This is a genomic window from Brachybacterium tyrofermentans, from assembly GCF_039526165.1.
Classification (GTDB): Bacteria; Actinomycetota; Actinomycetes; order Actinomycetales; family Dermabacteraceae; genus Brachybacterium; species Brachybacterium tyrofermentans.
In genome coordinates this window covers 32,057-54,564 of sequence record NZ_BAAAIR010000032.1, presented here as the reverse complement: position 1 = coordinate 54,564, position 22,508 = coordinate 32,057, and the positions used below count along the sequence as shown (strand labels likewise).

Sequence of the window (22,508 nt, the reverse complement as noted above, 5' to 3'; positions counted from 1 at the left end):
CATTCCCACGGCGCCGCGATGTGACTCAGCTCATCCGCTGATCGTCGAGCTCCTCGATCCGCCGGACGCCGCGCAGGCGGGCAGGCGGGCAGGCAGGCAGAAAAGAGTCAGCCCGACGGGCAGCGGTCAGCCCTGTGTCGGCGAGGCCGCGACGACCTGCACCGTGCGGTCCTCGACAGGGGGTTCCCAGCTCGTCGGATCAGCGACGGACTGCTCACCGCTGCGGATGTCCTTGACCTCCCCGTGCTCGCCGGCCTCTCCGGGGAACCAGACGAAGGGGATGCCCCGACGATCGGCGTACCGGATCTGCTTGCCGAACTTCGCCGCCGTCGGCGCGACCTCGCAGGAGATGCCGCGGGCGCGAAGGCCTCGGGCCGCGTCATCGCTGAGATGCCGGGCCTCCTCATCGGCGACGGACACCAGCACGCAGGTCGGCACCGCGCGGGTGGCGCGGGCGAGGTCGGCGGACAGCATCCGAGAGACCAGACGGGACAGCCCGATGGACAGCCCCACCCCGGGATAGGTGTGGCGGTTGTCCGCGGCCAGCGAGTCGTAGCGTCCACCGGAGCAGACGGAGCCGAGGCTCTCGTGGCCGCTGATGAAGGTCTCGAAGACCGTGCCGGTGTAGTAGTCCAGCCCGCGGGCGATGGACAGATCCGCGAGGATCACGCCGGGGACGACGGCTTCGACCCGCTCGAGGACCGCCGTGAGCTCGGCGATGCCCTCCTCGACCATCTCGCCTGATCCGCCGAGTTCGCGCACCGTGTCGGCGAAGGAGGCGTCCCGGGTGCGGATCCCGGCGAAGTCCAGGCAGGCCTGGGCCTGTTCCGGAGTCGCCCCGGTCTCGGCCAGCAGCAGATCACGCACCTTGTCGGCACCGATCTTGGGCAGCTTGTCGAGGCTGCGCAGCACGGCAGTGTGATCCTCGAGGCCGAGGGAGCGGAAGAACCCTTCGGAGAGCCGTCGGGTATTGGCGTGGATCGTGAACGGGGGAAGCGGCAGGCGGTCGAGGATCTCGGCCATCACCACCGCGACCTCGGCCTCGATGTGCCCGGGCAGCGTGTCCTGGCCGATGACGTCCAGATCGGCCTGGTAGAACTCGCGGAACCGCCCGTCCTGCGGGCGCTCACCACGCCAGACCTTCTGGATCTGGAAGCGTCGCAGGGGGAAGACCAGGTCGTTCTGGCGCTCCAGGACGTACCTGGCCAGCGGAACGGTGAGGTCGAAGTGCAGGCCGAGGGTGCGGGCCGGATCGGCACCGGCGTCGGCGGAGCCTTCCTCCGCGTGCAGGCGCCGCAGCACGTAGACCTCCTTGTCGACCTCTCCCTTGCGCAGCAGCTGGTCGAGGGGCTCGACCGCGCGCGTCTCGATGCCGGAGAACCCATGGAGCTCGGCAACCTCACGGAACACGTCGATGACGTGCTGCTCCACGAGTCGCTCGGCAGGGAGCCACTCGGGGAATCCGGAGAGTCCTGAGTTCTTCGAGGTCTTCGCCATGCGGTGCACATCCTTCGTCGGTCGTCGGCCTGGGCGGCAGGTTCCCATTATCCCCGACCGCGACCGCTGGGGGCCGACGCCGGACGGGGCGATCTCGACGCACCGGTCACGGTAGAGTTCCGGGACGTGGTGTGCTCCGTCATGAGGGTCACATCCACGTACCAGCCCGGCCGCCGATCTTGGTGGCAGTATCCCGCCCTGCAGCGGATCCCCTCCGAAGGAGCTCAATCGTGAGCGAGTCCGAGACTCCCCTCCCCGCATCGACCCCCGCCGATCAGGCGACTGATCCGGCCGTCGAGCAGCCCCCCGCCCCCGAGGCCGTCGCCTCGTCCGAGCCGGCGCCCGCGCCGGTCGCACCTGAGGAGCCCGACCAGTCCGCCACGACGGCGCCCGAGCCCGCGCTGAACCCGGAGCCCGAGTCGCCTGCCGCCTCGAACTCCGAGCAGGCCGCTGCTGACGAGCCGGAGCCTGCTGGTGCTGCTGCGACGTCGGAGCCTGATGCTGCGGAATCGGAGCGTGCTGCTGCAGGGTCGGATCCTGCCGCCGCCTCGCAGCCCGTACCGTCCCAGGGCACGGAGCCCACCGTGAGCGCCGCTGCCCCGGAGGACACGGAGTCCTCGGAATCCACAGATTCCACGGAGCCCACGGAGTCCACGGACAGCACCGAGAGCGCGCCGACACCCGCGCCCGTGCCGACGCCGGCTCCCACGCCGCGCCCGACGCCGCATCCGACACCGGGCCATAAGCCCGGGGTCCCCTCCCCTGCCGCCCTGGCCGGGAAGAAGCCCAGCGCCGCTCTGCTGCCCGTGATGCCCCCCGTCACCGAGTACGACCCCGAGCAGCTCAGTGCTGCGAAGACGTTCGGAGCGGTCACCGAGGACGGGTCCGTGACGGTGCAGGACGGCACGCAGGTGCGAACCGTCGGTTCTACCACCGAGTCGGACCACGACCAGGCGCTCGAGCCGTTCGCCCGCGGCTACCTCGATCTGGTGGCCTTCCTGGATCTCACGCAGACCACGCTGAACGCCCCGGAGCATACCCAGAACGAGCTCAACAGGCTGCTCGAGAACCTGCGTAAGAACATGAAGGAGCCCCAGGTCGTCGGGGATATCCCGGCACTGCGGGCGCGGGCTCATGAGCTGCGCGAGAAGGCGAAGGGGAAGATCCAGGGACTCGAGGCCAAGCGCTCCGAGGAGCGTGCCGGGTCGGCGCAGCGACGGACCGAGTTCGTCGAGTCGATCGAGGCGCTCGTCGCCACGGACCCGGAGCAGCTCTCCTGGAAGAACGCCGGCGAGACCATGCGTCAGATGGTCCCCACCTGGAAGTCGATGCAGGCCGAGGACGTGTCCCTGGATCGTCCGACCGAAGAAGCACTGTGGAAGAGGCTCTCGGCGGCGCGCGCGACCTTCGATCGCATGCGCAAGCAGTTCTTCTCCGAGCTCGACGAGAAGCACACGGCAGCGGCGGGCGCCAAGGAGGCGCTGATCGCTCGCGCCGAGGAGATGCAGGACTCCACGGACTGGGGTCCGACGGTCCGCGCCTACAAGGATCTGATGAGCCAGTGGCGCGAGGCGCCGCGCGGCAGCCGCAAGAAGGACGATGCGCAGTGGAAGCGGTTCAAGGCCGCTCAGGACCGCTTCTTCACGGCTCGCAACGCCGATCTCCACGAGACCGAGGCGGAGCAGCGCAAGAACCTGGAGACCAAGGAAGCGCTGCTCGCCGAGGCCGAGGCGATCGACGTCGCGAAGGATCTCGACGCCGCGAAGTCCGCTCTGCGCTCCGTCCAGGACCGCTGGGAGGAAGCCGGCAAGGTCCCGCGTGCGGACATGCGGCGCGTCGACGATCGTCTGCGGAGCATCGAGCGTGCGGTGAAGAACGCCGAGCAGGACGAATGGCGTCGCACTGATCCTCGGACCAAGGCGCGCGTGGAAGGTGCCTCCTCGCAGCTGCACTCGGCGATCGCCTCCTACGAGGACGCTCTGGACAAGGCTCGTGCCAGCGGCGATCCTCGCAAGATCGCCGAGGCGGAGACCGCCCTCGAAGCACGCAAGGAGTGGCTGGCCGTCATCGAGCGTTCCGCGCGCGATCTCGACTGATCGGGTCCCTGTCCGGAGCTGAGCTGAGCAGGGCTCCGGGCAGGACCGTTCCTCCCCCGCCCCGTCTGTCCACAGTGGCAGGCGGGGCGTTTGCCGTCCGTGCGCCGAGGCGCGAGAGTCGGACCATGACACCGAGCGGACGCGGGGAGCAGGAGCACAGGGGCGATGCGCCCGATCGCTCCGACGCCCGCGTCGCCCTCGATCGGCCGGGCGCTCCCGGTGGGATCAGCACCCCCGGCAGGACTGAGGCTCCCGTCGGGCCTGGCACTCCCGGTACGCCTGGTCGGCACGCCCTGCCGCTGACCGGCGCTTGCGCCGCGTGGTCGCATCATGCGGCGGAGCTCGCCGTCCCGCTCGCCGCGAGCCTCGAGCGCTGGGACGAGAGCCCGTCGACGGCCTCGATGGTCGAGCAGCAGCTGCTCGCCCGGATACTCCCCGGCGTCTTCCTGCCCCCGGACCTCCTGGGGACCTCGATCCGGCGCGCCCTCGCCCTGGGATGCGCGCTCGGGGCACGTCTGCAGTCCTACTACGTCATCGCCGGCCCCTCCGCGGCCTGGGTCCTGCTCGGCGGCGATCCGCCGGCACCGGCCGAGCTGCTCTCCCCCGCCCATCGGGGATCACTCGTCGGCGCCACCGTGCGCACCTCGCGCCTTCAACCCCGGGAGGTGGAGACGATCGGCGGTGCGCCCGTAACGGTTCCGCTGCGCACAGCCATCGATCTGCTGCGGTTCGCGCCCGACCACGTCGCCGCACCCTGGCTGCGCGAACTGATCCTCAGCGGCCACGTCACCGAGGCAGCGATCCGCCGGCGGCTCCAGAGGATGGAGCGCTACCCTGGCGCCGGCGCCGCCCGTCAGCGCGTCGGACTGCTGCTGGAGCCTCCATCGCTGGCTGCGTGAGCAGAACTGCTGGTCGCGTGGGCACATCCGCTGACCGCGTGAGCCCTGCCGCGGGCGCCGCGGTCAGGAGACGGAGAGGGGTTCGGTCGTGCCCACGGGCTTGCCGTCGGCCGTCACCCGGTAGACGTCGTAGACGCCCTCGACGCGGCGCACAGTCGCCAGCACCGACTGCAGATGCGAGGGATCCGCGAGCTCGAAGGAGAAGAACGTCGTGGCGAGACGGTCGGTGTTGGACTGCGCGGCTGCGGAGTGGAGATTGACCTGCTGCTCGGAGATCACCAGGGCGAGATCGGTGAGCAGGCGCGGCCGATCGAGCGCTTCGACCTTGATATGCACGAGATATGCGGCGCTGTGGCGACCGGACCACGCCACATCCACGATGCGATCGGGCTGCTGCTCCTGCAGCTGGATCGCATTGGAGCAGCTGGTGTGGTGCACGGAGATCCCCGAACCCCGGGTCACGAAACCGACGATCGGGTCCCCCGGCACCGGGGCGCAGCACTTGGCCAGCTTGACCCAGAGGTCCTTCTGGCCGTCGACGATGACCCCCTGATCGGACTCCGTCGTATGGCGATCCCCACGGCTGGGACGGGAGCGCGCCCGCGAGGGCAGCGTCATCTCCGCGACGTCCTCCTCCGCACCGTCCGATCCACCGAAGACCGCTCGTAGCTTCTCCACGACATGCTGCGCGCCGGTGTGGCCCTCGCCGATGGACGTGTACAGCGAATCCACCGACGGGAGGTTCAGGTCGGAGGCCACCGTGGCCAGGGTGTCGTGCGTGAGCAGCCGGCGCATCGGGAGATCCTGGCGCCGCAGCGCCTTGGCGAGATCCTCCTTGCCCCGCTCGAGGGCCTCCTCGCGACGCTCCTTGGAGAACCAATGTCGGATCTTGCTGCGCGCGCGAGGGGACTTCACGAAGCCCAGCCAGTCCCGGCTCGGGCCCGCCTCCGGCGACTTCGAGGTGAAGACCTCGACGACGTCCCCGGTGGACAGCACGGACTCCAGCGACACCAGCCTGCCGTTGACCCGGGCACCGATCGTCCGGTGCCCGACCTCCGTGTGCACGGTGTAGGCGAAGTCGACGGGGGTGGATCCCTGGGGAAGCGCCAGCACGTCCCCCTTCGGCGTGAAGACGTACACCTCCTGGGTGTTGATCTCGAAGCGCAGCGAATCCAGGAACTCCCCGGAGTCCGTGGTCTCCTTCTGCCAGTCCATCAGCTGCCGAAGCCAGGCGGCCTCGTTGCTCACGGGCTTCGAGTCGCCGCTGTCAGCACCGACCGCCATCGCCTTGTACTTCCAGTGCGCCGCAACACCGTACTCCGCGCGTCGATGCATCTCCCGGGTGCGGATCTGCACCTCGACCGGTTTGCCGGTGGGACCGATGACGGTGGTGTGCAGCGACTGGTAGAGGTTGAACTTGGGCAGAGCGATGTAGTCCTTGAAGCGGCCCTGGACCGGGGACCAGCGGGCATGCAGGGTGCCCAGCACGCCGTAGCAGTCGCGGACGGAGTCGACGAGCACCCGGATCCCGACCAGGTCGTAGATGTCGGCGAAGTCGCGGCCCCTCACGATCATCTTCTGGTAGATCGAGTAGTAGTGCTTGGGACGGCCTGTGACCTCGGCCTTGATCCGGGCCTTCTTCAGATCGTCCTGGATCTTGGAGGACACCAGCTTCAGGTACTGCTCCCGGGCGGGGGCGTGCTGGGCGACGAGCGCGACGATCTCCTCGTACACCTTCGGGTAGAGGACCTGGAAGGAACGGTCCTCCAGCTCCCACTTCATCGTGTTCAGGCCGAGCCGATGCGCGAGAGGCGCGTAGATCTCGAGGGTCTCCTTGGCCTTGCGCTCGGCCGAGGCGGCCGGCACGTACTTCCAGGTGCGGGCGTTGTGGAGGCGATCCGCGAGCTTGATCAGCAGCACCCGGACGTCGCGGCTCATCGCCACGATCATCTTGCGCACGGTCTCCGCCTGCGCGGCCTCGCCGTAGGTGACCTTGTCCAGCTTGGTCACGCCGTCGACCATGACGGCGATGACCTCGCCGAACTCAGCCCGGAGCCGCTCGAGGGAGTAGTCGGTGTCCTCGACCGTGTCATGCAGGAGCGCCGCGGCGACCACGTCGGCCGGCGATCCGAGCTCGGCGAGGATCGTCGCGACCGAGACCGGGTGGGTGATGTACGGGTCCCCGCTCTTGCGGGTCTGCCCACGATGAGCTCGTTCGGCCACCGTGTAGGCCCGCTGGATGAGCACGAGGCTCTCCTTGGGATTCACGGCCGACATGGTCTCCAGGAGCGGAGACAGCAGCGGATCGGTCGGGGTGCCAGAGCGCGAGGAGAAGAAGGCCAGACGGGAGCGCGACTTGCGCGGCCCCTGCGTCACAGGACGGGTGTTCGGCGAGGGCGCGCTCGACGCGGAGCGCGACGTCTCCACGCCGTCTCCCGTGGTCTCGGATGCGGGCCGCTCGTGCACTGCACACCTCCTGCTCTAGGAGCGCCAGTCTACGCGCAGGTCACCGTGGCCAGGACCGACGTCCGCTGTTCGCGGACAGCCCGCAGGACGGTCCTGAACCGCAGTCCTGAACCGCAGTCCGTATCCACAGTCCGGTACCGCGGGGTCGTGTGGCAAGGCGGATGGCGACATCCGCCGAGCACCTGGCACGAAGCACCCAGCACCCAGAACCCAGAACCCAGCACCCAGCACCCAAGGATCAGTTCGGGAGCGACCAGACCCTCGTCAGGGGCACGTCGGGCAGCCTCTCGCGGCCGTGCAGACCCTCGAGCTCGAGGAGGAACGAGACGCCGACGACCTCGACGTCGAAGCGCCGCGTCAGCTCGAGCGTGGCGGCTGCGGTGCCTCCGGTGGCCAGCAGGTCGTCGACGATCAGGGTGCGGGCCCCGGCCGGGAGCGAGCCCTCAGGGATCTGCACGACCGCACTGCCGTACTCGAGGTCATAGCTGAGGCTCGCGGGATCCCCCGGCAGCTTCCCGGCCTTGCGCACCGGCACGAATCCCGCGCCCAGCTCGTAGGCCAGGGGGGCGCCGACCACGAAGCCTCGAGCCTCGGTGCCGACCACGTACTCGATGTCGTCGGGAAGCAGCGACGTCCAGTATCGGATCACCGTGCGGAACGCCGCGGCGTCCCGCAGCAACGGGATGATGTCGCGGAACAGGACCCCGGGCAGCGGGAAGTCCGGGTACTCGGAGATGTGGGTCGCGCGGAGCGCCTCGATCTCGTCGGGCGTCGCCATCTGCTCACTCATCGGGAACCGTCTCCTGAGGTGGGGCGCCGGCTGCGGGAACTCCGCCGCGGCTGTCGGCTCGCGTCGCGCGCGGGTGCCGCGGCGTGCATCGACTGATCGGACTCCTCCGACGTCTCCGGGGCGACTGACTCGTCCGAGGCAGACGTGGAGACACCATCGATCTGATCATCGGAGACGACGTCGTCGGCTCCTTCGGGAAGGTCGTCGTCGTCGGCGGCGTCGGCGTCGGCGTCGGCGGCGGCGTCGTCGGACCGATCGACCTGTCGATCGCCGGCGGTGCCGGAGCCGCCGCTGTGACGGGCCTCGTGCACGGCCTTCGTGTGCGCGACGATCTCCGGTTCCCTGCGGCGCAGGTCCACGAGGAAGCCCGGTGCCAGGAAGATCGAGGAGTAGGTGCCCGCGATGATGCCGATGAACAGCGCCAGGGAGATGTCCTTCAGCGTGCCGGCGCCGAGCAGGAAGGCACCGATCCCGAGGATCGAGCCGACCGGGAGCAGGGCGACCACGGAGGTGTTGATGGACCGCACGAGGGTCTGGTTCGCGGCGAGCTCGACCTGGTCGGCGAAGCTCGCGCGCGTCTGCTCGGTCAGCCCTGAGACGTTCTCGCGGACCTTGTCGAAGACCACGATCGTGTCGTACAGCGAGTAGCCCATCACGGTGAGGAACCCGATCACGGTGCCCGGGGTGATCTCGAAACCGACCACGCCGTAGACCGCGGCGGTGATCAGCATGTCGTGGAACAGGGCGCCCATGGCTGCCAAGGAGGACTTCAGGTTGCGGAAGTACAGCGCCATGGTCACGGCGACGAGCACGAGGAAGACCACGACGGCACGCAGCATCTTCTGCGTGATGTCACCGCTCCAGACCGGGCCGACGTAGGACGTCGAGACCGAATCGGTGGGAACGTCGTACGCCGCCGCGAGCTCCTCCGCGAGCTCGGCCGTCTCCGCGGAGTCCAGCTGCTCGGTCTGGACACGCATCGTGTCCCGCCCCAGGACCGTGATCTTCGGTTCGTTGTCGGGCAGATGCTCGCGCACCGTGTCCCGGGCGGCGACCTGGTCGGTATCGGCCACGCCCGCGACCTGGAACTCGGAACCGCCGGTGAACTCGATGCCGAGGTTCGGACCACGCAGCCCGGCGATGCCCGCGAGGAGCACGATCGCGATGAGGCTGAAGAGGTACCAGGTGCGGCGTCGCCGCACGATCGGGACGGTGCGGCGACCTGCGTGGAGGTCGTTCCCGAACCGGGAGAATGTCGCGGTCATCGGCTCGTCTCCTCGGAGTCGTCATCCATCGGGTCGGTCCCGCCGTCGTCGGACGACGCCGCCGTGGGTGCCTCGTCCGGAGAGGCTGCTTCCCGTCGGAGCCGGGCCTTGCGCTCCGCGAGCGTCTCCCGCGATCCCTCCTCCTCGGTCTCGCCGCGCTCGTCGAGCGAGCGCACCCGTCCACGGCCGGCATAGGCAGGGACGTTCCGCCCCAGCATCGCCGGATCCAGGCCGCTCCAGGGGTGGCCCTTGCCGAAGAAGCGCGTGCGCACGAGCACCTGGAGGATGGGATGGGTGAACAGGAAGACGACCAGCAGGTCGAGCAACGTGGTCACCCCGAGCACGAAGGCGAAACCGCGCACGCCACCGGTCGAGAGCAGATAGAGGACCACCGCGGCGATCAGGTTCACGGAGTCCGAGGCGAGGATCGTGCGCTTGGCGCGGTCCCAGCCGTGGTCGACGGCGCCCACGATCCCGCGACCGTCGCGTATCTCGTCCCTCACCCGTTCGAAGTAGACGATGAAGGAGTCCGCGGTGAACGCGACCGCGACGATCATGCCGACCACCCCGGCGAGGGACAGGCGGTACCCGATATCGGGGATGTTGGAGAGCACGGTGAGCGTGGCGTAGGTGAGCATGCCCATGACCACCAGGCTCGTCGTCGTCACGATGGCGAGCGTGCGGTACTGGGCGAAGGCGTAGGCGACCACGAGGGCCAGACCGATGAGACCGGCGATGAGGCCCATCCGGAGCTGATCGGTGCCCAGGGTCGCGGAGATCTGCTGCTCGGAGGCGACGTCGAACTCGAGCGGGAGAGCGCCGAAGCGAAGCTGGTCCGAGAGCTGGCTCGCCTGGTCCTGCGAGAAGTCCCCGGAGATCGAGGCCTCGCCGCCCGGGGACGGCTCCTGCACCTGGGGCGCCGAGATGACCATGCCGTCCAGCACGATGCCGAACGCAGGGCTGGCGCCCTCGCCGTTGTACAGAGCCTTGGTCATGTCGGAGAACGCCTGGGCGGCGTCCTCCTTGAAGCTCATGTTCACGACGTAGAAGCCCGTGGACTGACCGGTCGGGTTCACATCGGCCGCGACGCTCGAGCTGGAGATCGAGGAACCGGCGACGACCTCGGGGCCGAGCAGGAACTTCTGCGTGCCCTCGGGGTCGCAGGCCACGACGGGCTCATCGGCGGGGGTCGCGGAGACCGTCTCCTGCTGGGAGCTGGGGTCCGTGCAGTCCGCGGCCATCAGCTCGGTCTGGATCTCGGGGGTCATCCATTCCATGGACCAGGCCGGGTACTGCAGCTCGCCCTCGGCGGGCGCCTCGGGCGGAGCCTGCTCGGTGTCGCCGCTGACCAGCCCGTCGAACTGCAGGGAGGACGGATCCGCGGGCGCCGACGAGGCCTCCTCGCCATCCACCCCTCCGGCGTCGGAGGCTGCCCCGCCGTCGGAGGCTCCGCCACCGTCGGAGGGCTGCGCCTCGGCGGTCCCCTCGGGGGCGACGACCCCCAGGACCGGCCGGAAGGACATCGACGCCGTCTGACGGATGGCCTCCGAGGTCTCCTGATCGAGGGTGCCGGGGACATCGATGACGATGTTCGTCCCGCCCTGCACGCTGATCTCGGTCTCGGAGACGCCCATGGCGTTCACGCGCTGGCTGATGATCTGGCGGGCCTGCTCCATGGCCGTGTCATCCACCTCGGCGCCGTCGCGCGACTGCGTCTGCAGGATGATCTGAGTGCCGCCCTCGAGATCGAGGGCGAGTTTGGGAGCCGGTTGCCAGCCCCCCTTCCAGACCCCGGCACCGATCCCGCCGCCCAGCAGCAGGATCAGCACCGCGAGGGCCATGAGGGCGATGCGACGTGCAGGCATGGGGCAGGATTCCTCAGGACGACGGAAGGGTCAGGCCGAGCAGGCGCTCGGAGTCGTGGGGGCCGACGCCCGCAGCATGCGCGAGCACCACCCACGGAGAGAGGTGCGCGCAGTCACGACATGTGATGCGCGCACCTCCGGAGGGATCAGCGGTCGCGCTGGTCCTCGGGACGCGCGAAGTCGTCGGCCACGGTGACGCCGGGGTTCGTGCCCCGGTCGAGCTCGGAGTCACGCTGCGCGAACTCGGAGTCGTCCTCGGCGCGCTCGGAGTCGACGGAGCCGTCCTCGGAGGCCGCATCGGCCTCGACGGGGTCCACGCCCATCGCGATCGCCTGGCGGGCCCACTTGGTCTGGGCACCGTTCTCGGATTCGAGGATGACGACGTCATCGAACGAGTCCACGATCAGACCGTAGAAACCCGAGTGCGTGCGCACCTCGTCCCCGACGCCGAGCTGCGAGACCAGCTCGCGCTGCTTCGCCTGCGCCTTCTTCTGGCGATTCGACATGAACAGCAGGGGCAGCATCATGACTGCGAAGATGAGCAGGAGCGGGAGGAGAGATTCCACGGATTTCCTTTCGGCGGACAGCGACGTACCTGAGAGCGCATGCTCCCGATCCGTCCTGCCGCGGACGACTGACCGCACCACTGTACCTGCCGACCCCGGGCACGCCTCCCAGCCGATGCGCTGCCCCACCTCGGCGGAGGGGCGCTCAGAACCGCCCGAGCATCGGGGCCGCGCCCTCGGCCCCGGCGGGAGCCTCCAACCCCAGATGGGTCCAGGCGGCCGGTGCGGCGGCGCGCCCTCGCGGGGTGCGCAGCAGGAACCCTTCCCGCACCAGATACGGCTCGACCATGGTCTCGACGGTCTCGATCTCCTCCCCCACGGCCACGGCCAGGGTCGACAGACCTACCGGGCCACCGGCGAAGCGCCCGCACAAGGCGCTGAGGACGGCACGGTCCAGACGGTCCAGGCCGCGATCATCGACCTCGTAGACGCGCAGCGCCTCCTGCGCCGCAGCCAGATCCAGCCGGCCGGTGCCGCGCACCTGTGCCCAGTCGCGCACCCTGCGCAGGAGCCGGTTCGCGATACGTGGGGTCCCTCGGGATCTCGAGGCGATCTCCTGCGACGCCTCGTCGACGAGATCCACCTCGAGCCGGGTCGCCGAGCGCCGCACCACCTCACGGAGCTCCTCGGGCGCATAGAAGTCCAGATGACCGATGAAGCCGAAGCGATCGCGCAGCGGAGCAGGGAGCAGACCGGCGCGGGTGGTCGCCCCGACGACGGTGAACGGCGGAAGATCCAGCGGGATCGAGGTGGCACCGACCCCCTTGCCCACGACGACATCGACCCGGAAGTCCTCCATCGCGATGTAGAGCATCTCCTCGGCCGGGCGCGCCAAGCGGTGGATCTCGTCGATGAAGAGCACCTCCCCCTCGTCGAGGGAGGACAGGATCGCCGCGAGGTCCCCCGCATGCTGGATCGCCGGCCCGGAGGTGATGCGCAGAGGCGCCTCGAGCTCTGCGGCGATGATCATCGCCAACGTGGTCTTGCCCAGTCCTGGCGGACCGGACAGGAGGACGTGCTCCGGGGTCTTGCCACGGCCGGAGGCGGCATCGAGCACGAGCGAGAGCTGCTCCCGCACCACCTGCTGGCCGACGAACTCGTCGAGCCGTCGGGGCCGCAGCGCGGATTCCGCCGTGCGCTCCGGCGGGGCCGATTCCGCGCTCATCACGGAATCCTCCCTCGCGTGCGGTCCTGCGCCAGCCGGATCGACGTCGGGGGCGTCCTCGGGGTTCATCGGCTGCCGCCCAGCTGGCGCAGCGCACGGCGCAGGAGCTCAGCGGCGTCCAGGGGACCATCGGTCTCGGCGCGGACACCCTCGACCGCCGAGAGGGCGCCCTTCTCCGCCCAGCCGAGCCCGACCAGGGCGACCACCACGTCCGCGTCGACGCCGGACGGCAGGGAGCTCGCCCCCGCGGTCCCCTCCGATGCGGCGGGACCTGCCGGAGCCGGAAGCTTCCCCCCGAGCTCGAGGAGCATGCGGCTGGCGACCTTCGGACCGATGCCGGGAGTACGGGTGATGGTCTTCGCATCCTGCTCGGCGACCGCCCGCCGCAGCTCCTCGGGGTCGAGCACCGCGAGCACCGCGAGCGCGGTGCGCGGGCCGATGCCGGAGACGGACTGCACGATGCGGAAGGTCTCGGCCTCCTCCGGGTGCGGGAAGCCGAAGAGGGTCATCGAGTCCTCACGGACGACCAGCTCGGTGTGCAGGGTCAGCTCCGCGCCGTGGCGGGTCGAGCTCAGGGCCTGGGGTGTGGTGCGGACGAGGTAGCCGACGCCACCCACCTCGAGCACGAGGGCGTCGAGGTCGATGCGGGCCACGCGGCCGGTCAGGGATGCGATCACAGGACCACTCTAGAACGAGTGTTCGATCAGTGCCGGGAGGTCGAGCGCTCCCGGGCGCGTCGGGCCTCGCGCTCCGCACGTGCCCAGACCGCCTGTGCGCCGGTGCGGGCGCCGCCCGAGGCGTCCAGCGCCACGGGACCCGGGCCCCGCCACAGCTGGGTCAGCGCGATCGCGACCGCATCGGCCGCGTCGGCGGGCTGCGGGGGCGCCTCGAGCCCCAGCAGCTTGACCAGCATCGTCTGGATCTGCTTCTTGTCGGCGCGCCCGCTGCCGGTGACGGCGGCCTTCACCTCGGAGGGCGTGTGCAATGCCGTCGGAATCCCCCGCTCAGCGGCTTCCAGGAGCGCGATCCCCGAGACCTGGGCGGTCCCCATGACCGTCGAGATGTTGTTCTGGCTGAACACCCTCTCCACGGCCACGACATCCGGGGAGTACTCCTCGAGCGCCGCGCGCAGACCCCTCGCGATCGCGAGCAGTCGCTGGTCCAACGGGTCCTCGGTGCCGGACCGGATGACCCCGGCGTGGACGAACGTCGCGCGGCGACCGCCCGCCGAGTCGATCACCCCGACGCCGCACCGGGTGAGGCCGGGATCGATCCCGAGGACCCTCAAGGTCATCCGGTCCTCCCCGATGCGTGCGGTGCGATCACTGCTGTCCGTGCGGCGCGTGGTCTCGTGCGCCGGGCGGTCACGAACCGTAAGGCGCCCCGTCGTGCGGCGATGGCCGGCACGACGGGGACGCGCATCACTCGGGCTCGGCGTCCGCGAGCTGCGCGGCGACGTCCTCCGGGATGTCGAGGTTCGAGAAGACGTTCTGCACGTCGTCGCTGTCCTCGAGGGCGTCGATCAGACGCAGCGCCTTCTGGGCTCCGTCCAGGTCGACGGGGGTGCGCATGGTGGGCACGAACTGCGCCTCGGCGCTGTCGTAATCGATGTCCGCCTCCTGCAGCGCGGTGCGCACGGCGACGACGTCGGTGGCCTCCGAGAGGACCTCGAAGGAGTCACCCTCGTCGGTGATCTCCTCGGCGCCGGCGTCGAGGACGACCTCGAGCAGGGTGTCCTCGGTGAGCTCGCCCTTGGGGACCGTCACCACGCCCTTGCGCTCGAACAGGTAGGAGACGGAGCCGGACTCCGCCATGTTCCCCCCGTTGCGGTTGAAGGCGAGGCGCACCTCGGAGACCGCGCGGTTCTTGTTGTCGGTGAGGCACTCGACCAGCACGGCGATGCCGCCCGGGGCGTAGCCCTCGTACATCAGGGTCTCGTAGTCGACCCCGCCGCCGTCGAGCCCGCCGCCGCGCTTGACGGCGCGGTCGATGTTGTCATTGGGGACCGAGGTCTTCTTGGCCTTCTGGATCGCGTCGAAGAGCGTCGGGTTGCCGGAGGGATCGGGCCCGCCCATACGCGCCGCGACCTCGATGTTCTTGACCAGCTTGGCGAATGCCTTGCTGCGCTTGGCATCGATGACGGCCTTCTTGTGCTTCGTGGTCGCCCACTTGGAATGCCCTGACATCTCTCTCCTCCCGACGTAGACGCCGGATACCGGCGCAGTGCGGACCCATTCTAGGGGTACACGAGCCATCGTCCCTGTCAGGACGGTTCAGCGACGCACGACCGGCTGTGTGAGCGACCCGATCAGCCGACGGTCCGCCGTGATGCGTTCGAGCAGCTCCCGCTCCTGCAGGCGGGTCTTCGCCGTGGCCCTGCCGTGCAGCACGCTGTGCCGCTGCATGCCCAGCTCGATCGAGGCGCGGATCAGGTCCCGCATGCCCATCCGGGCGACGGCGCCGTGGCGCCCGGCCCACTTCTCGGCCTTGCGGCGACGACCCATCGCGACCAGGAGATCGACCTCCGCCGGAGCGAACCATCCGGCACGCCCGTAGTCCGAGAGCTGTCTGCGCAGGATGCGGCGCTCCCGCAGCCGCAGGAAGAGCACGATCCCTGCCAGGAGGAGGAATATCGGCACCTGCACGGAGGCGTAGTAGCGCAGGAATCCTGCGAGGGGGCTCGCGGGATCGACCGGCAGGAAGAACGAGGAGCCGTTCCACAGGGCATGCAGGATCATGCCGAGCGAGAGCCCGCCGACGCCGAGCCCGAAGTACAGCATCAGCGAGCGCCGCTCCGCCGCGATGCCCAGACCCAGCCCGCACAGCGCCGTGAAGGAGACGTGGGCGAAGGGAGACAGGAGCCCGCGCAGGAAGAAGGTCTGCCAGAAGACGTCGACCTCGCCGGCGGCCTGCGCCTGGTGGAACGAGTTCCCGAAGTAGAGGATGTTCTCGGTGAATGCGAACCCTCCGGCGATCAGCGCCGCATAGACCACCCCGTCGATCGGTCCGGCGATGTAGCGCCGTCCCCAGATCAGCAGGCCGATCAGCCCGGCGGACTTCATACTCTCCTCGATGACCGGCGCCTGGATCACCGCGCCCAGGAACGAGGCCGTGACGTCGCTGGGCTCGCTCGGCGTGATCCAGCTCGTGAAGGGGCCTCCGATGACGAAGGTCAGCGCGACCGAGCCCACGGCGCCCCAGATGAAGGCGTAGACCAGGGAGATCCGGGGCTGCGGGGTGTACCGGTCGATCCACCACACGGCGGTGAACACGATGGCCACGGGTACCAGGGCCGCGGTGAACGCGACCAGGGAGGTGCCGAACCCGAGCGGGAGGATGATGAAGAGATAGAGGAGCACCGCGCCGCCCGCCAGGAGCAGGAAGGACAGCGCGAAGGCCGCCCACCTCACCCACGGCGGTCGGCGTCGCGAGCGCTGCGGGCCGCCGTCTCCGAGCCGAGCGGGTCCGCGGGGGTCCGTGCGCTGGACGTCGTAGTCATAGCCGGGGTCGAGGGCAGCGGTCCCGGACGCTGGAGGCGCTGGGAATCCGGTCGTGTTCATCGAGGTCGTTCCTCCCCTGCCCTGGATGCGCCGGCGGTCCCGATCACCGTGCGCCGAGTGCTGATCGCCGTTCCTCGGGACCCCTTGCCGTCGGCTCGTTCCCGGGCCCCCGCCGCAGCCGGCGGCCTCGGTCATGCTAGCTCAGGGCCAGGCGTCGGCGTACAGCTGACGGGTGTCCGCCAGCAGGATGGGGACGGCCTTCGTGCGCCCGATGATCGGCAGGAAGTTCGCATCGCCCATCCATCTCGGTACCACGTGCTGGTGGAGGTGGGCGGCGATCCCCGCTCCGGCGACCGGCCCCTGGTTCATCCCGAGGTTGAAGCCTGCAGGATCGGAGACCTGTCGGATCACGCGCATCGCGGTACGGGTCAGCTCGGCGATCTCGCGCACCTCGTCGTCGTCCAGCTCCGTGTAGTCCGCGACATGCCGGTACGGGCACACCAGGAGATGACCGGCGTTGTAGGGGTACAGGTTCAGGATCACGTAGGCCACCTGGCCGCGGTGGACGATCAGGGCGTCCTCGTCGGAGCGCTGCGGCCCCGCGCAGAAGGGACACTGCTCGTCGTCGTGCGGATCCTCGGGCTTGTTCTCGCCGCCGATGTACGCCATACGATGCGGGGTCCACAGCCGTTGGGTGTCGTCGGGCACGCCCGCGAAGCTCCGGGCGTCCTCGACGACCGGGTGCGAGGGGCCGGGCTGCGAGGTGTCGGTGGGTGACGAGGCAATCGGTGACGAGGCAGGGCGCGAGGAGCCCTCCGGGGCGGAGGGCTCCTCGCGGGAACGCTGTTCGTTCACACCTGCGCCTTGGTCGTCACGGCCTCCACGATGCGCTCGACGGCGGTGTCCACGTCGATGCCGTTGTCCTGGCTGCCGTCGCGGAGACGGAAGGAGACCGCGCCGTTGGCCTGGTCCTCGCCGCCGGCGATCAGCAGGTAGGGCACCTTCTCCTTGGTGTGGGTGCGGATCTTCTTCTGCATGCGGTCGTCCGAGGAGTCCACCTCGACACGGATGCCGTGGGCGCGGAGCTTCGCGGCGACCTCCTCGAGGTAGGGCACGTACTCGGCGGCGACCGGGATGCCGACCACCTGGACCGGGGCGAGCCACACCGGGAAGGCCCCGGCATAGTGCTCCAGCAGCACACCGAAGAAGCGCTCGATGGAGCCGAACAGGGCACGGTGGATCATCACCGGGCGCTGGCGGGAGCCGTCGGAGGCGGCGTACTCCAGCTCGAAGAGCTCCGGCTCGAAGAAGTCGAGCTGGATCGTGGACAGCTGCCAGGTGCGTCCGATCGCGTCCTTCGCCTGGACGGAGATCTTCGGACCGTAGAAGGCGGCGCCGCCCGGGTCCGGGACCAGATCGAGGCCCGATGCGGTGGCGACCTCCTCGAGGGTGGCCGTGGCCTCATCCCAGGTGCTGTCGTCGCCGACCGACTTCTCGGGGTCGCGGGTGGACAGCTCGAGGTAGAAGTCGTCGAGCCCGTAGTCCTTGAGCAGCCCCAGCACGAAGTCGAGCGTCGAGGCGATCTCCTCGCGCATCTGCTCACGCGTGGTGTAGATGTGCGCGTCGTCCTGGGTGAAGCCACGAGCACGGGTCAGCCCGTGCACCACGCCGGACTTCTCGTAGCGGTAGACGCTGCCGAACTCGAAGAGACGCAGCGGCAGCTCGCGGTAGGACCTGCCGCGGGAGCTGTAGATGAGGTTGTGCATCGGGCAGTTCATGGGCTTGAGGTAGTAGTCCTGCCCCTGCTTGGTGACGTTCCCGTCCGCGTCCACCTCCTCGTCCACGTGCATCGGCGGGTACATGCCCTCGGCGTACCACTCGAGGTGTTTGGAGGTCTCGAAGAGGTTCTTCTTCGTGATGTGAGGGGTGGAGACGAAGGAGTAGCCGGCCTCGACGTGGCGGCGACGGGAGTAGTCCTCCATCTCCATCTTGATCGTGGCGCCCTTGGGATGGAACACCGGCAGGCCGGAGCCGATCTCGTCGGGGAAGGAGAACAGATCGAGCTCGTTGCCCAGGCGGCGGTGGTCGCGGCGCTCGGCCTCGGCGACGCGCTCCTGGTACGCCCGCAGCTCATCCTTGGACGGCCAGGCGGTGCCGTAGACGCGCTGCAGCATCGAGTTCTTCTCACTGCCGCGCCAGTAGGCGGCGGCGGAGCGGGTCAGCGCGAAACCGTTGCCGATCAGCTTGGTGGTGGGCAGGTGCGGGCCACGACACAGGTCGGTCCAGACCGTCTGCCCCTTCTTGTCCACGTTGTCGTACATGGACAGGCCGCCCTCGCCGACCTCGACGCTCGCCCCGTCGGCGGCGTCGCCGGCGGTGGACTTCAGGCCGATGAGCTCGAGCTTGTAGGGCTCCCCGGCCTCCTCGACGCGCGCGGCGTCGTCGGTGATCTCGCGACGCACGAAGCGCTGACCGGACTTGATGATCCGGTTCATCTCCTTCTCCAACGCCTTGAGGGACTCGGGAGTGAAGGGCTCGGCGACATCGAAGTCGTAATAGAAGCCATCGGCGATGGGCGGCCCGATCCCGAGCTTGGCCTCAGGGTTCGTCACCTGCACGGCCTGCGCGAGGACGTGAGCGGCGCTGTGGCGGAGGATCGACAGGCCGTCCTCGCTGGAGATCTCGACGCCCTCGACGATCTGTCCGTTCACGAGCGGCGTGGCGAGGTCGCGCAGCTCCGCATCGATGCGCAGCGCGATGATCTCGGTGCGGCCCGCGAACAGCTCGGTGCCCGTGGTCCCCTCCTCGAGCTGCTGGGGGGATCCGTCGAGGGTGATGGCGATCTGGGCCACGGGAATTCTCCTTGTGTTCGGGTCGAGCCGGCCGACGATGCCGGCTCCACGGACGATGGTATCGGGCCGGGGCCCCTCGACGAGCCGACGGCCTGTGCGCCACCTGGGCTCTCATCGAGGCGATCGGGGCAGAGCAGAAGGGCCCCGGTCCGAAGACCGGGGCCCTTCTGTGCTGGTGGGCGATACTGGGATCGAACCAGTGACCTCTTCCGTGTCAGGGAAGCGCGCTACCGCTGCGCCAATCGCCCGGGGCGGCGCCCGAAGGCACCGACGGAGGTGGGTACGGGATTCGAACCCGTGTACACGGCTTTGCAGGCCGTTGCCTCGCCTCTCGGCCAACCCACCGGAGATGCTTCCGCATCTATATGAAACGGCGCTCCCGACAGGACGTCGAGCGCGCCGCTCCCCGGAGCGGACGACCGGATTCGAACCGGCGACCCTCACCTTGGCAAGGTGATGCTCTACCAACTGAGCTACGTCCGCGCAACGAGGATCCGAAGATCTCGTCGTGGGCGATACTGGGATCGAACCAGTGACCTCTTCCGTGTGAAGGAAGCGCGCTACCCCTGCGCCAATCGCCCGGTGGTGTCTCCACCCTCGTCATCCACCCTTCCGAGCGGACTCGAAGAAGCTTACATGAGGTCCGACGACCCCGAAGACCACTTCTGACGTGACGTACGTCGCGCCGGAGATCGTCCCGTCGGCAGGTGCACCGAGCATTCGGGAGTCGTCGCCGAGGAAGCCCCTGAGGTCACGAGTCGCGAACGCTCACGAGTCGAGAGCACTCACGAGCCGAGGAGCTTCAGGAGTCGCCATCGAGGAAGAAGATCCGGGACGACGACTCGGCGGGCGGCACCCCCGCGCCGCTCCACCCCTCCCCGCACCGTCGGCCCGTGACGTCCGACACTGCAGGCCATCTGCATTTGCGCGGATGCCAGGACCGTCCTAAAGTTGTCGATCGTCGGCCCAGCCGATGTGCGGACGTAGCTCAGTTGGTAGAGCATCACCTTGCCAAGGTGAGGGTCGCCGGTTCGAATCCGGTCGTCCGCTCCATCCCTCCCCCGCATCTCCGGATGCATTGGGCGATTGGCGCAGCGGTAGCGCGCTTCCCTGACACGGAAGAGGTCACTGGTTCGATCCCAGTATCGCCCACCACGAAAGGCCCCCTCGGAATCCCGAGGGGGCCTTCGTCGTTCCCCGTGCCGTTCCCCGCGATGCCTCGCGCCGGGGTCGCGTGCGGGGCGAGTGCCGGCACAGGGCTACGTGCCGAAAGGTGTGCAGCGGGCGACGTCGCTACCTGACGGTCAGCGGCGCCCTGCCCAGTAGCCCACGTCCCGGTCCCGGTTCGGTGGCCGTACGTCTACTCTGGCCTCATGCAGATCTGGACCGGACAGTCTTACCCCCTGGGGGCCACCTTCGACGGCTCCGGCACCAACTTCGCGTTGTTCTCGGAGGCGGCCGAACGCGTCGAGCTGTGCCTTCTCGACGAGGACGGCACCGAGCGCCGCATCGAGGTCACCGAGGTCGACGCCTTCGTGTGGCACGTCTACCTCCCGTCGGTACAGCCCGGGCAGCGCTACGGCTACAGGGTCCACGGGGCCTACGACCCGGCCGGAGGGCACCGCTGCGATCCCTCGAAGCTCCTGCTGGACCCGTATGCCAAGGCTATCGCCGGCATGGCGAGCAACCACCCCTCGCTGTACAGCTACAGCTTCGAGGACCATGAAGCGCGCAACACCGATGACTCGTCGCAGCACACCATGCACTCCGTCGTGGTCTCCCCGTTCTTCGACTGGGGCAACGATCATCCCCCGGCGCACGAGTACCACGACACGGTGATCTACGAGGCCCATGTCAAGGGCCTCACCATGCTCCATCCTGACATCGACGACGACATCCGTGGCACCTATGTCGCGATGGGCGAGCCCGCGATCATCGAGCACCTCACCGAGCTCGGGGTGACCGCGATCGAGCTGATGCCCGTCCACCAGTTCGTCCAGGACGGGCACCTGGTCGAGAAGGAGATGCGCAACTACTGGGGCTACAACACCATCGGCTTCTTCGCCCCGCACAACGAGTACGCCCACGCCGGCGATACCGGGCAGCAGGTCCAGGAGTTCAAGCAGATGGTGAAGAACCTCCATGAGGCGAACATCGAGGTGATCCTCGACGTGGTGTACAACCACACCGCCGAGGGCAACCAGATGGGGCCCACCCTGTGCTTCCGCGGCATCGACAACGCCGCCTACTACCGACTCGTCGAGGACGACAAGGCGCACTACTACGACACCACAGGCACCGGGAACTCCCTGCTCATGCGCACTCCCCACGTGCTGCAGCTGATCATGGACTCGCTGCGCTACTGGGTCACCGAGATGCATGTCGACGGCTTCCGCTTCGACCTCGCCTCGACGCTCGCCCGCGAGCTGCACGAGGTCGACCGGCTCTCCGCCTTCTTCGACATCATCCAGCAGGACCCGATCATCTCCCAGGTCAAGCTGATCGCGGAGCCCTGGGACCTCGGCGAGGGCGGCTATCAGGTGGGCGGGTTCCCGCCCCTGTGGTCGGAGTGGAACGGTCACTACCGCGATACCGTCCGCGACTTCCATCGGTCCGAGCCCGGCGTCATCGGGGACTTCACCTCGCGACTGGCCGGCAGCTCCGATCTCTACCAGCACACGGGCCGCACGCCGATCGCCTCGATCAACTTCGTCACCGCGCACGACGGCTTCACCATGCGGGATCTGGTCTCCTACAACGACCGGCACAACGAGGCCAACGGCGAAGGCGGCAACGACGGCGAGAGCCACAACCGTTCCTGGAACTCCGGGGTCGAAGGCCCCAGCGAGGACCCGGAGGTGCGGGCGCTGCGCCTGCGCCGCGCCAAGAACCTCATGGCGACGCTCCTGGTCAGCCAGGGTGTCCCGATGATCCTGCACGGTGACGAGATGGGCCGCACCCAGGGCGGAAACAACAACACCTACTGCCAGGACAACGAGCTGTCCTGGATGAGCTGGGAGCTCGACACGGACCAGATGGACATGCTCTGGTTCACCCAGCAGATGATCGCCCTGCGCCGGGACCACCCGATCTTCCGTCGGCGCCGCTTCCTGCAGGGCGTCGTCCGGGACGAGGCGGACTCCGCTCTGCCGGACGTGGAGTGGCTCGGCACCGACGGCGTCCCGATGACCGCCGAGGACTGGGAGTCCCCGCAGAACAAGTGCCTGACGATGTTCCTCAACGGCTCCGCGATCCCCGAGCCCACGCTCCGCGGGGAGCGCATCGTGGACGACTCCGCCCTGCTCCTGTTCAACGCCTCGGGCAACGATGTCGACTTCGTCCTCCCGCCGGCCGATCATGGCGCGAGCTGGACCGTCGCCATCGGGACCGGGGAGACGGTGGACATCGGGACCGCCCTGGACGCCGAGCAGTCGATCTCCCGGCCCGCCCACTCCCTGCTGGTCCTGACGCGCCCCCCGATGGAGGACATCGAGGAGCCCGCCGACGGGAACCACGAGCAGACCACCCGCGCCTGAGACGACGGGCC

General features: G+C 69.0%; 16 protein-coding genes and 6 tRNA genes. 5 read left to right on the top strand and 17 right to left on the bottom strand.

The annotated features are described in order from the left end of the window. Positions 1-126 precede the first annotated feature (126 nt). Complete coding sequence (gene hisS, locus ABD093_RS06155; RefSeq protein WP_193119291.1) at positions 127-1,497, bottom strand: histidine--tRNA ligase; 1,371 nt, start codon at positions 1,495-1,497, stop codon at positions 127-129. 230 nt (positions 1,498-1,727) lie between these two features. Between hisS and ABD093_RS06150 the strand changes: the two genes are divergently transcribed. Together ABD093_RS06150 and ABD093_RS06145 are read left to right on the top strand one after the other, a co-directional pair. Further along, positions 1,728-3,593: a DUF349 domain-containing protein gene (locus tag ABD093_RS06150; RefSeq protein WP_193119292.1), complete on the top strand. Its 1,866-nt coding sequence runs from the start codon at positions 1,728-1,730 to the stop codon at positions 3,591-3,593. 125 nt (positions 3,594-3,718) lie between these two features. Then, positions 3,719-4,492: a hypothetical protein gene (locus ABD093_RS06145; protein ID WP_193119293.1), complete on the top strand. Its 774-nt coding sequence runs from the start codon at positions 3,719-3,721 to the stop codon at positions 4,490-4,492. Positions 4,493-4,555: 63 nt separating this feature from the next. On the opposite strand, the gene ABD093_RS06140 is transcribed toward ABD093_RS06145, so the two are convergent. From ABD093_RS06140 to ABD093_RS06065, 16 genes are all read right to left on the bottom strand, one after another. Beyond that, the gene (locus ABD093_RS06140; RefSeq protein ID WP_377802302.1) at positions 4,556-6,919 is read right to left on the bottom strand and encodes a RelA/SpoT family protein; all 2,364 of its coding nucleotides are present in this window, start codon (positions 6,917-6,919) and stop codon (positions 4,556-4,558) included. Positions 6,920-7,196: 277 nt separating this feature from the next. After that, positions 7,197-7,748, bottom strand: coding sequence for an adenine phosphoribosyltransferase (locus tag ABD093_RS06135; protein WP_226850989.1), 552 nt, complete (start codon positions 7,746-7,748; stop codon positions 7,197-7,199). Next, positions 7,745-9,013: a protein translocase subunit SecF gene (secF, locus tag ABD093_RS06130; protein ID WP_193119295.1), complete on the bottom strand. Its 1,269-nt coding sequence runs from the start codon at positions 9,011-9,013 to the stop codon at positions 7,745-7,747. Before secF ends, ABD093_RS06135 begins: the two co-directional genes overlap by 4 nt. Further along, complete coding sequence (gene secD, locus ABD093_RS06125; RefSeq protein ID WP_343923147.1) at positions 9,010-10,878, bottom strand: protein translocase subunit SecD; 1,869 nt, start codon at positions 10,876-10,878, stop codon at positions 9,010-9,012. The genes secF and secD overlap by 4 nt, the downstream gene beginning before the upstream one ends. Before the next feature lie 146 nt (positions 10,879-11,024). Further along, on the bottom strand, positions 11,025-11,444 hold the full coding sequence (gene yajC / locus ABD093_RS06120; RefSeq protein ID WP_343923145.1) for a preprotein translocase subunit YajC: 420 nt from the start codon (positions 11,442-11,444) through the stop codon (positions 11,025-11,027). Between the two features lie 145 nt (positions 11,445-11,589). Further along, a complete protein-coding gene (gene ruvB / locus ABD093_RS06115) occupies positions 11,590-12,609 on the bottom strand; it encodes a Holliday junction branch migration DNA helicase RuvB (RefSeq protein WP_343923143.1) in 1,020 nt (339 codons plus the stop codon). 65 nt (positions 12,610-12,674) lie between these two features. Further along, positions 12,675-13,286, bottom strand: coding sequence for a Holliday junction branch migration protein RuvA (gene ruvA, locus ABD093_RS06110; protein ID WP_343923141.1), 612 nt, complete (start codon positions 13,284-13,286; stop codon positions 12,675-12,677). Between the two features lie 26 nt (positions 13,287-13,312). Continuing rightward, a complete protein-coding gene (gene ruvC, locus ABD093_RS06105) occupies positions 13,313-13,903 on the bottom strand; it encodes a crossover junction endodeoxyribonuclease RuvC (protein WP_343923139.1) in 591 nt (196 codons plus the stop codon). 127 nt (positions 13,904-14,030) lie between these two features. Next, on the bottom strand, positions 14,031-14,795 hold the full coding sequence (locus ABD093_RS06100) for a YebC/PmpR family DNA-binding transcriptional regulator (protein ID WP_193119300.1): 765 nt from the start codon (positions 14,793-14,795) through the stop codon (positions 14,031-14,033). Between the two features lie 87 nt (positions 14,796-14,882). Continuing rightward, positions 14,883-16,169 carry a PrsW family intramembrane metalloprotease gene (locus tag ABD093_RS06095; protein ID WP_193119301.1) on the bottom strand — a complete coding sequence of 429 codons (1,287 nt, stop codon included), beginning with the start codon at positions 16,167-16,169 and terminating at the stop codon, positions 14,883-14,885. Between the two features lie 141 nt (positions 16,170-16,310). Beyond that, positions 16,311-16,895: an HIT family protein gene (locus tag ABD093_RS06090; RefSeq protein WP_193119305.1), complete on the bottom strand. Its 585-nt coding sequence runs from the start codon at positions 16,893-16,895 to the stop codon at positions 16,311-16,313. A 65-nt stretch (positions 16,896-16,960) separates the two neighbouring features. Continuing rightward, on the bottom strand, positions 16,961-18,961 hold the full coding sequence (gene thrS, locus ABD093_RS06085; RefSeq protein ID WP_193119302.1) for a threonine--tRNA ligase: 2,001 nt from the start codon (positions 18,959-18,961) through the stop codon (positions 16,961-16,963). Between the two features lie 173 nt (positions 18,962-19,134). Further along, positions 19,135-19,209 (bottom strand) — tRNA-Val (locus tag ABD093_RS06080). A 26-nt stretch (positions 19,210-19,235) separates the two neighbouring features. Continuing rightward, positions 19,236-19,306 (bottom strand) — tRNA-Cys (locus tag ABD093_RS06075). Between the two features lie 65 nt (positions 19,307-19,371). Beyond that, positions 19,372-19,444: transfer RNA gene (locus ABD093_RS06070), tRNA-Gly, on the bottom strand. A gap of 26 nt (positions 19,445-19,470) precedes the next feature. After that, positions 19,471-19,542, bottom strand: a tRNA-Val gene (locus tag ABD093_RS06065). Between the two features lie 396 nt (positions 19,543-19,938). On the opposite strand from ABD093_RS06065, the gene ABD093_RS06060 reads away from it, so the two are divergent. From ABD093_RS06060 to glgX, 3 genes are all read left to right on the top strand, one after another. Then, positions 19,939-20,014, top strand: a tRNA-Gly gene (locus ABD093_RS06060). Positions 20,015-20,041: 27 nt separating this feature from the next. Beyond that, positions 20,042-20,116: transfer RNA gene (locus tag ABD093_RS06055), tRNA-Val, on the top strand. A 218-nt stretch (positions 20,117-20,334) separates the two neighbouring features. Further along, positions 20,335-22,497 (top strand): glycogen debranching protein GlgX, encoded by a 2,163-nt coding sequence (gene glgX, locus ABD093_RS06050; protein WP_193119212.1) that lies wholly within the window; start codon positions 20,335-20,337, stop codon positions 22,495-22,497. Positions 22,498-22,508 lie beyond the last annotated feature (11 nt).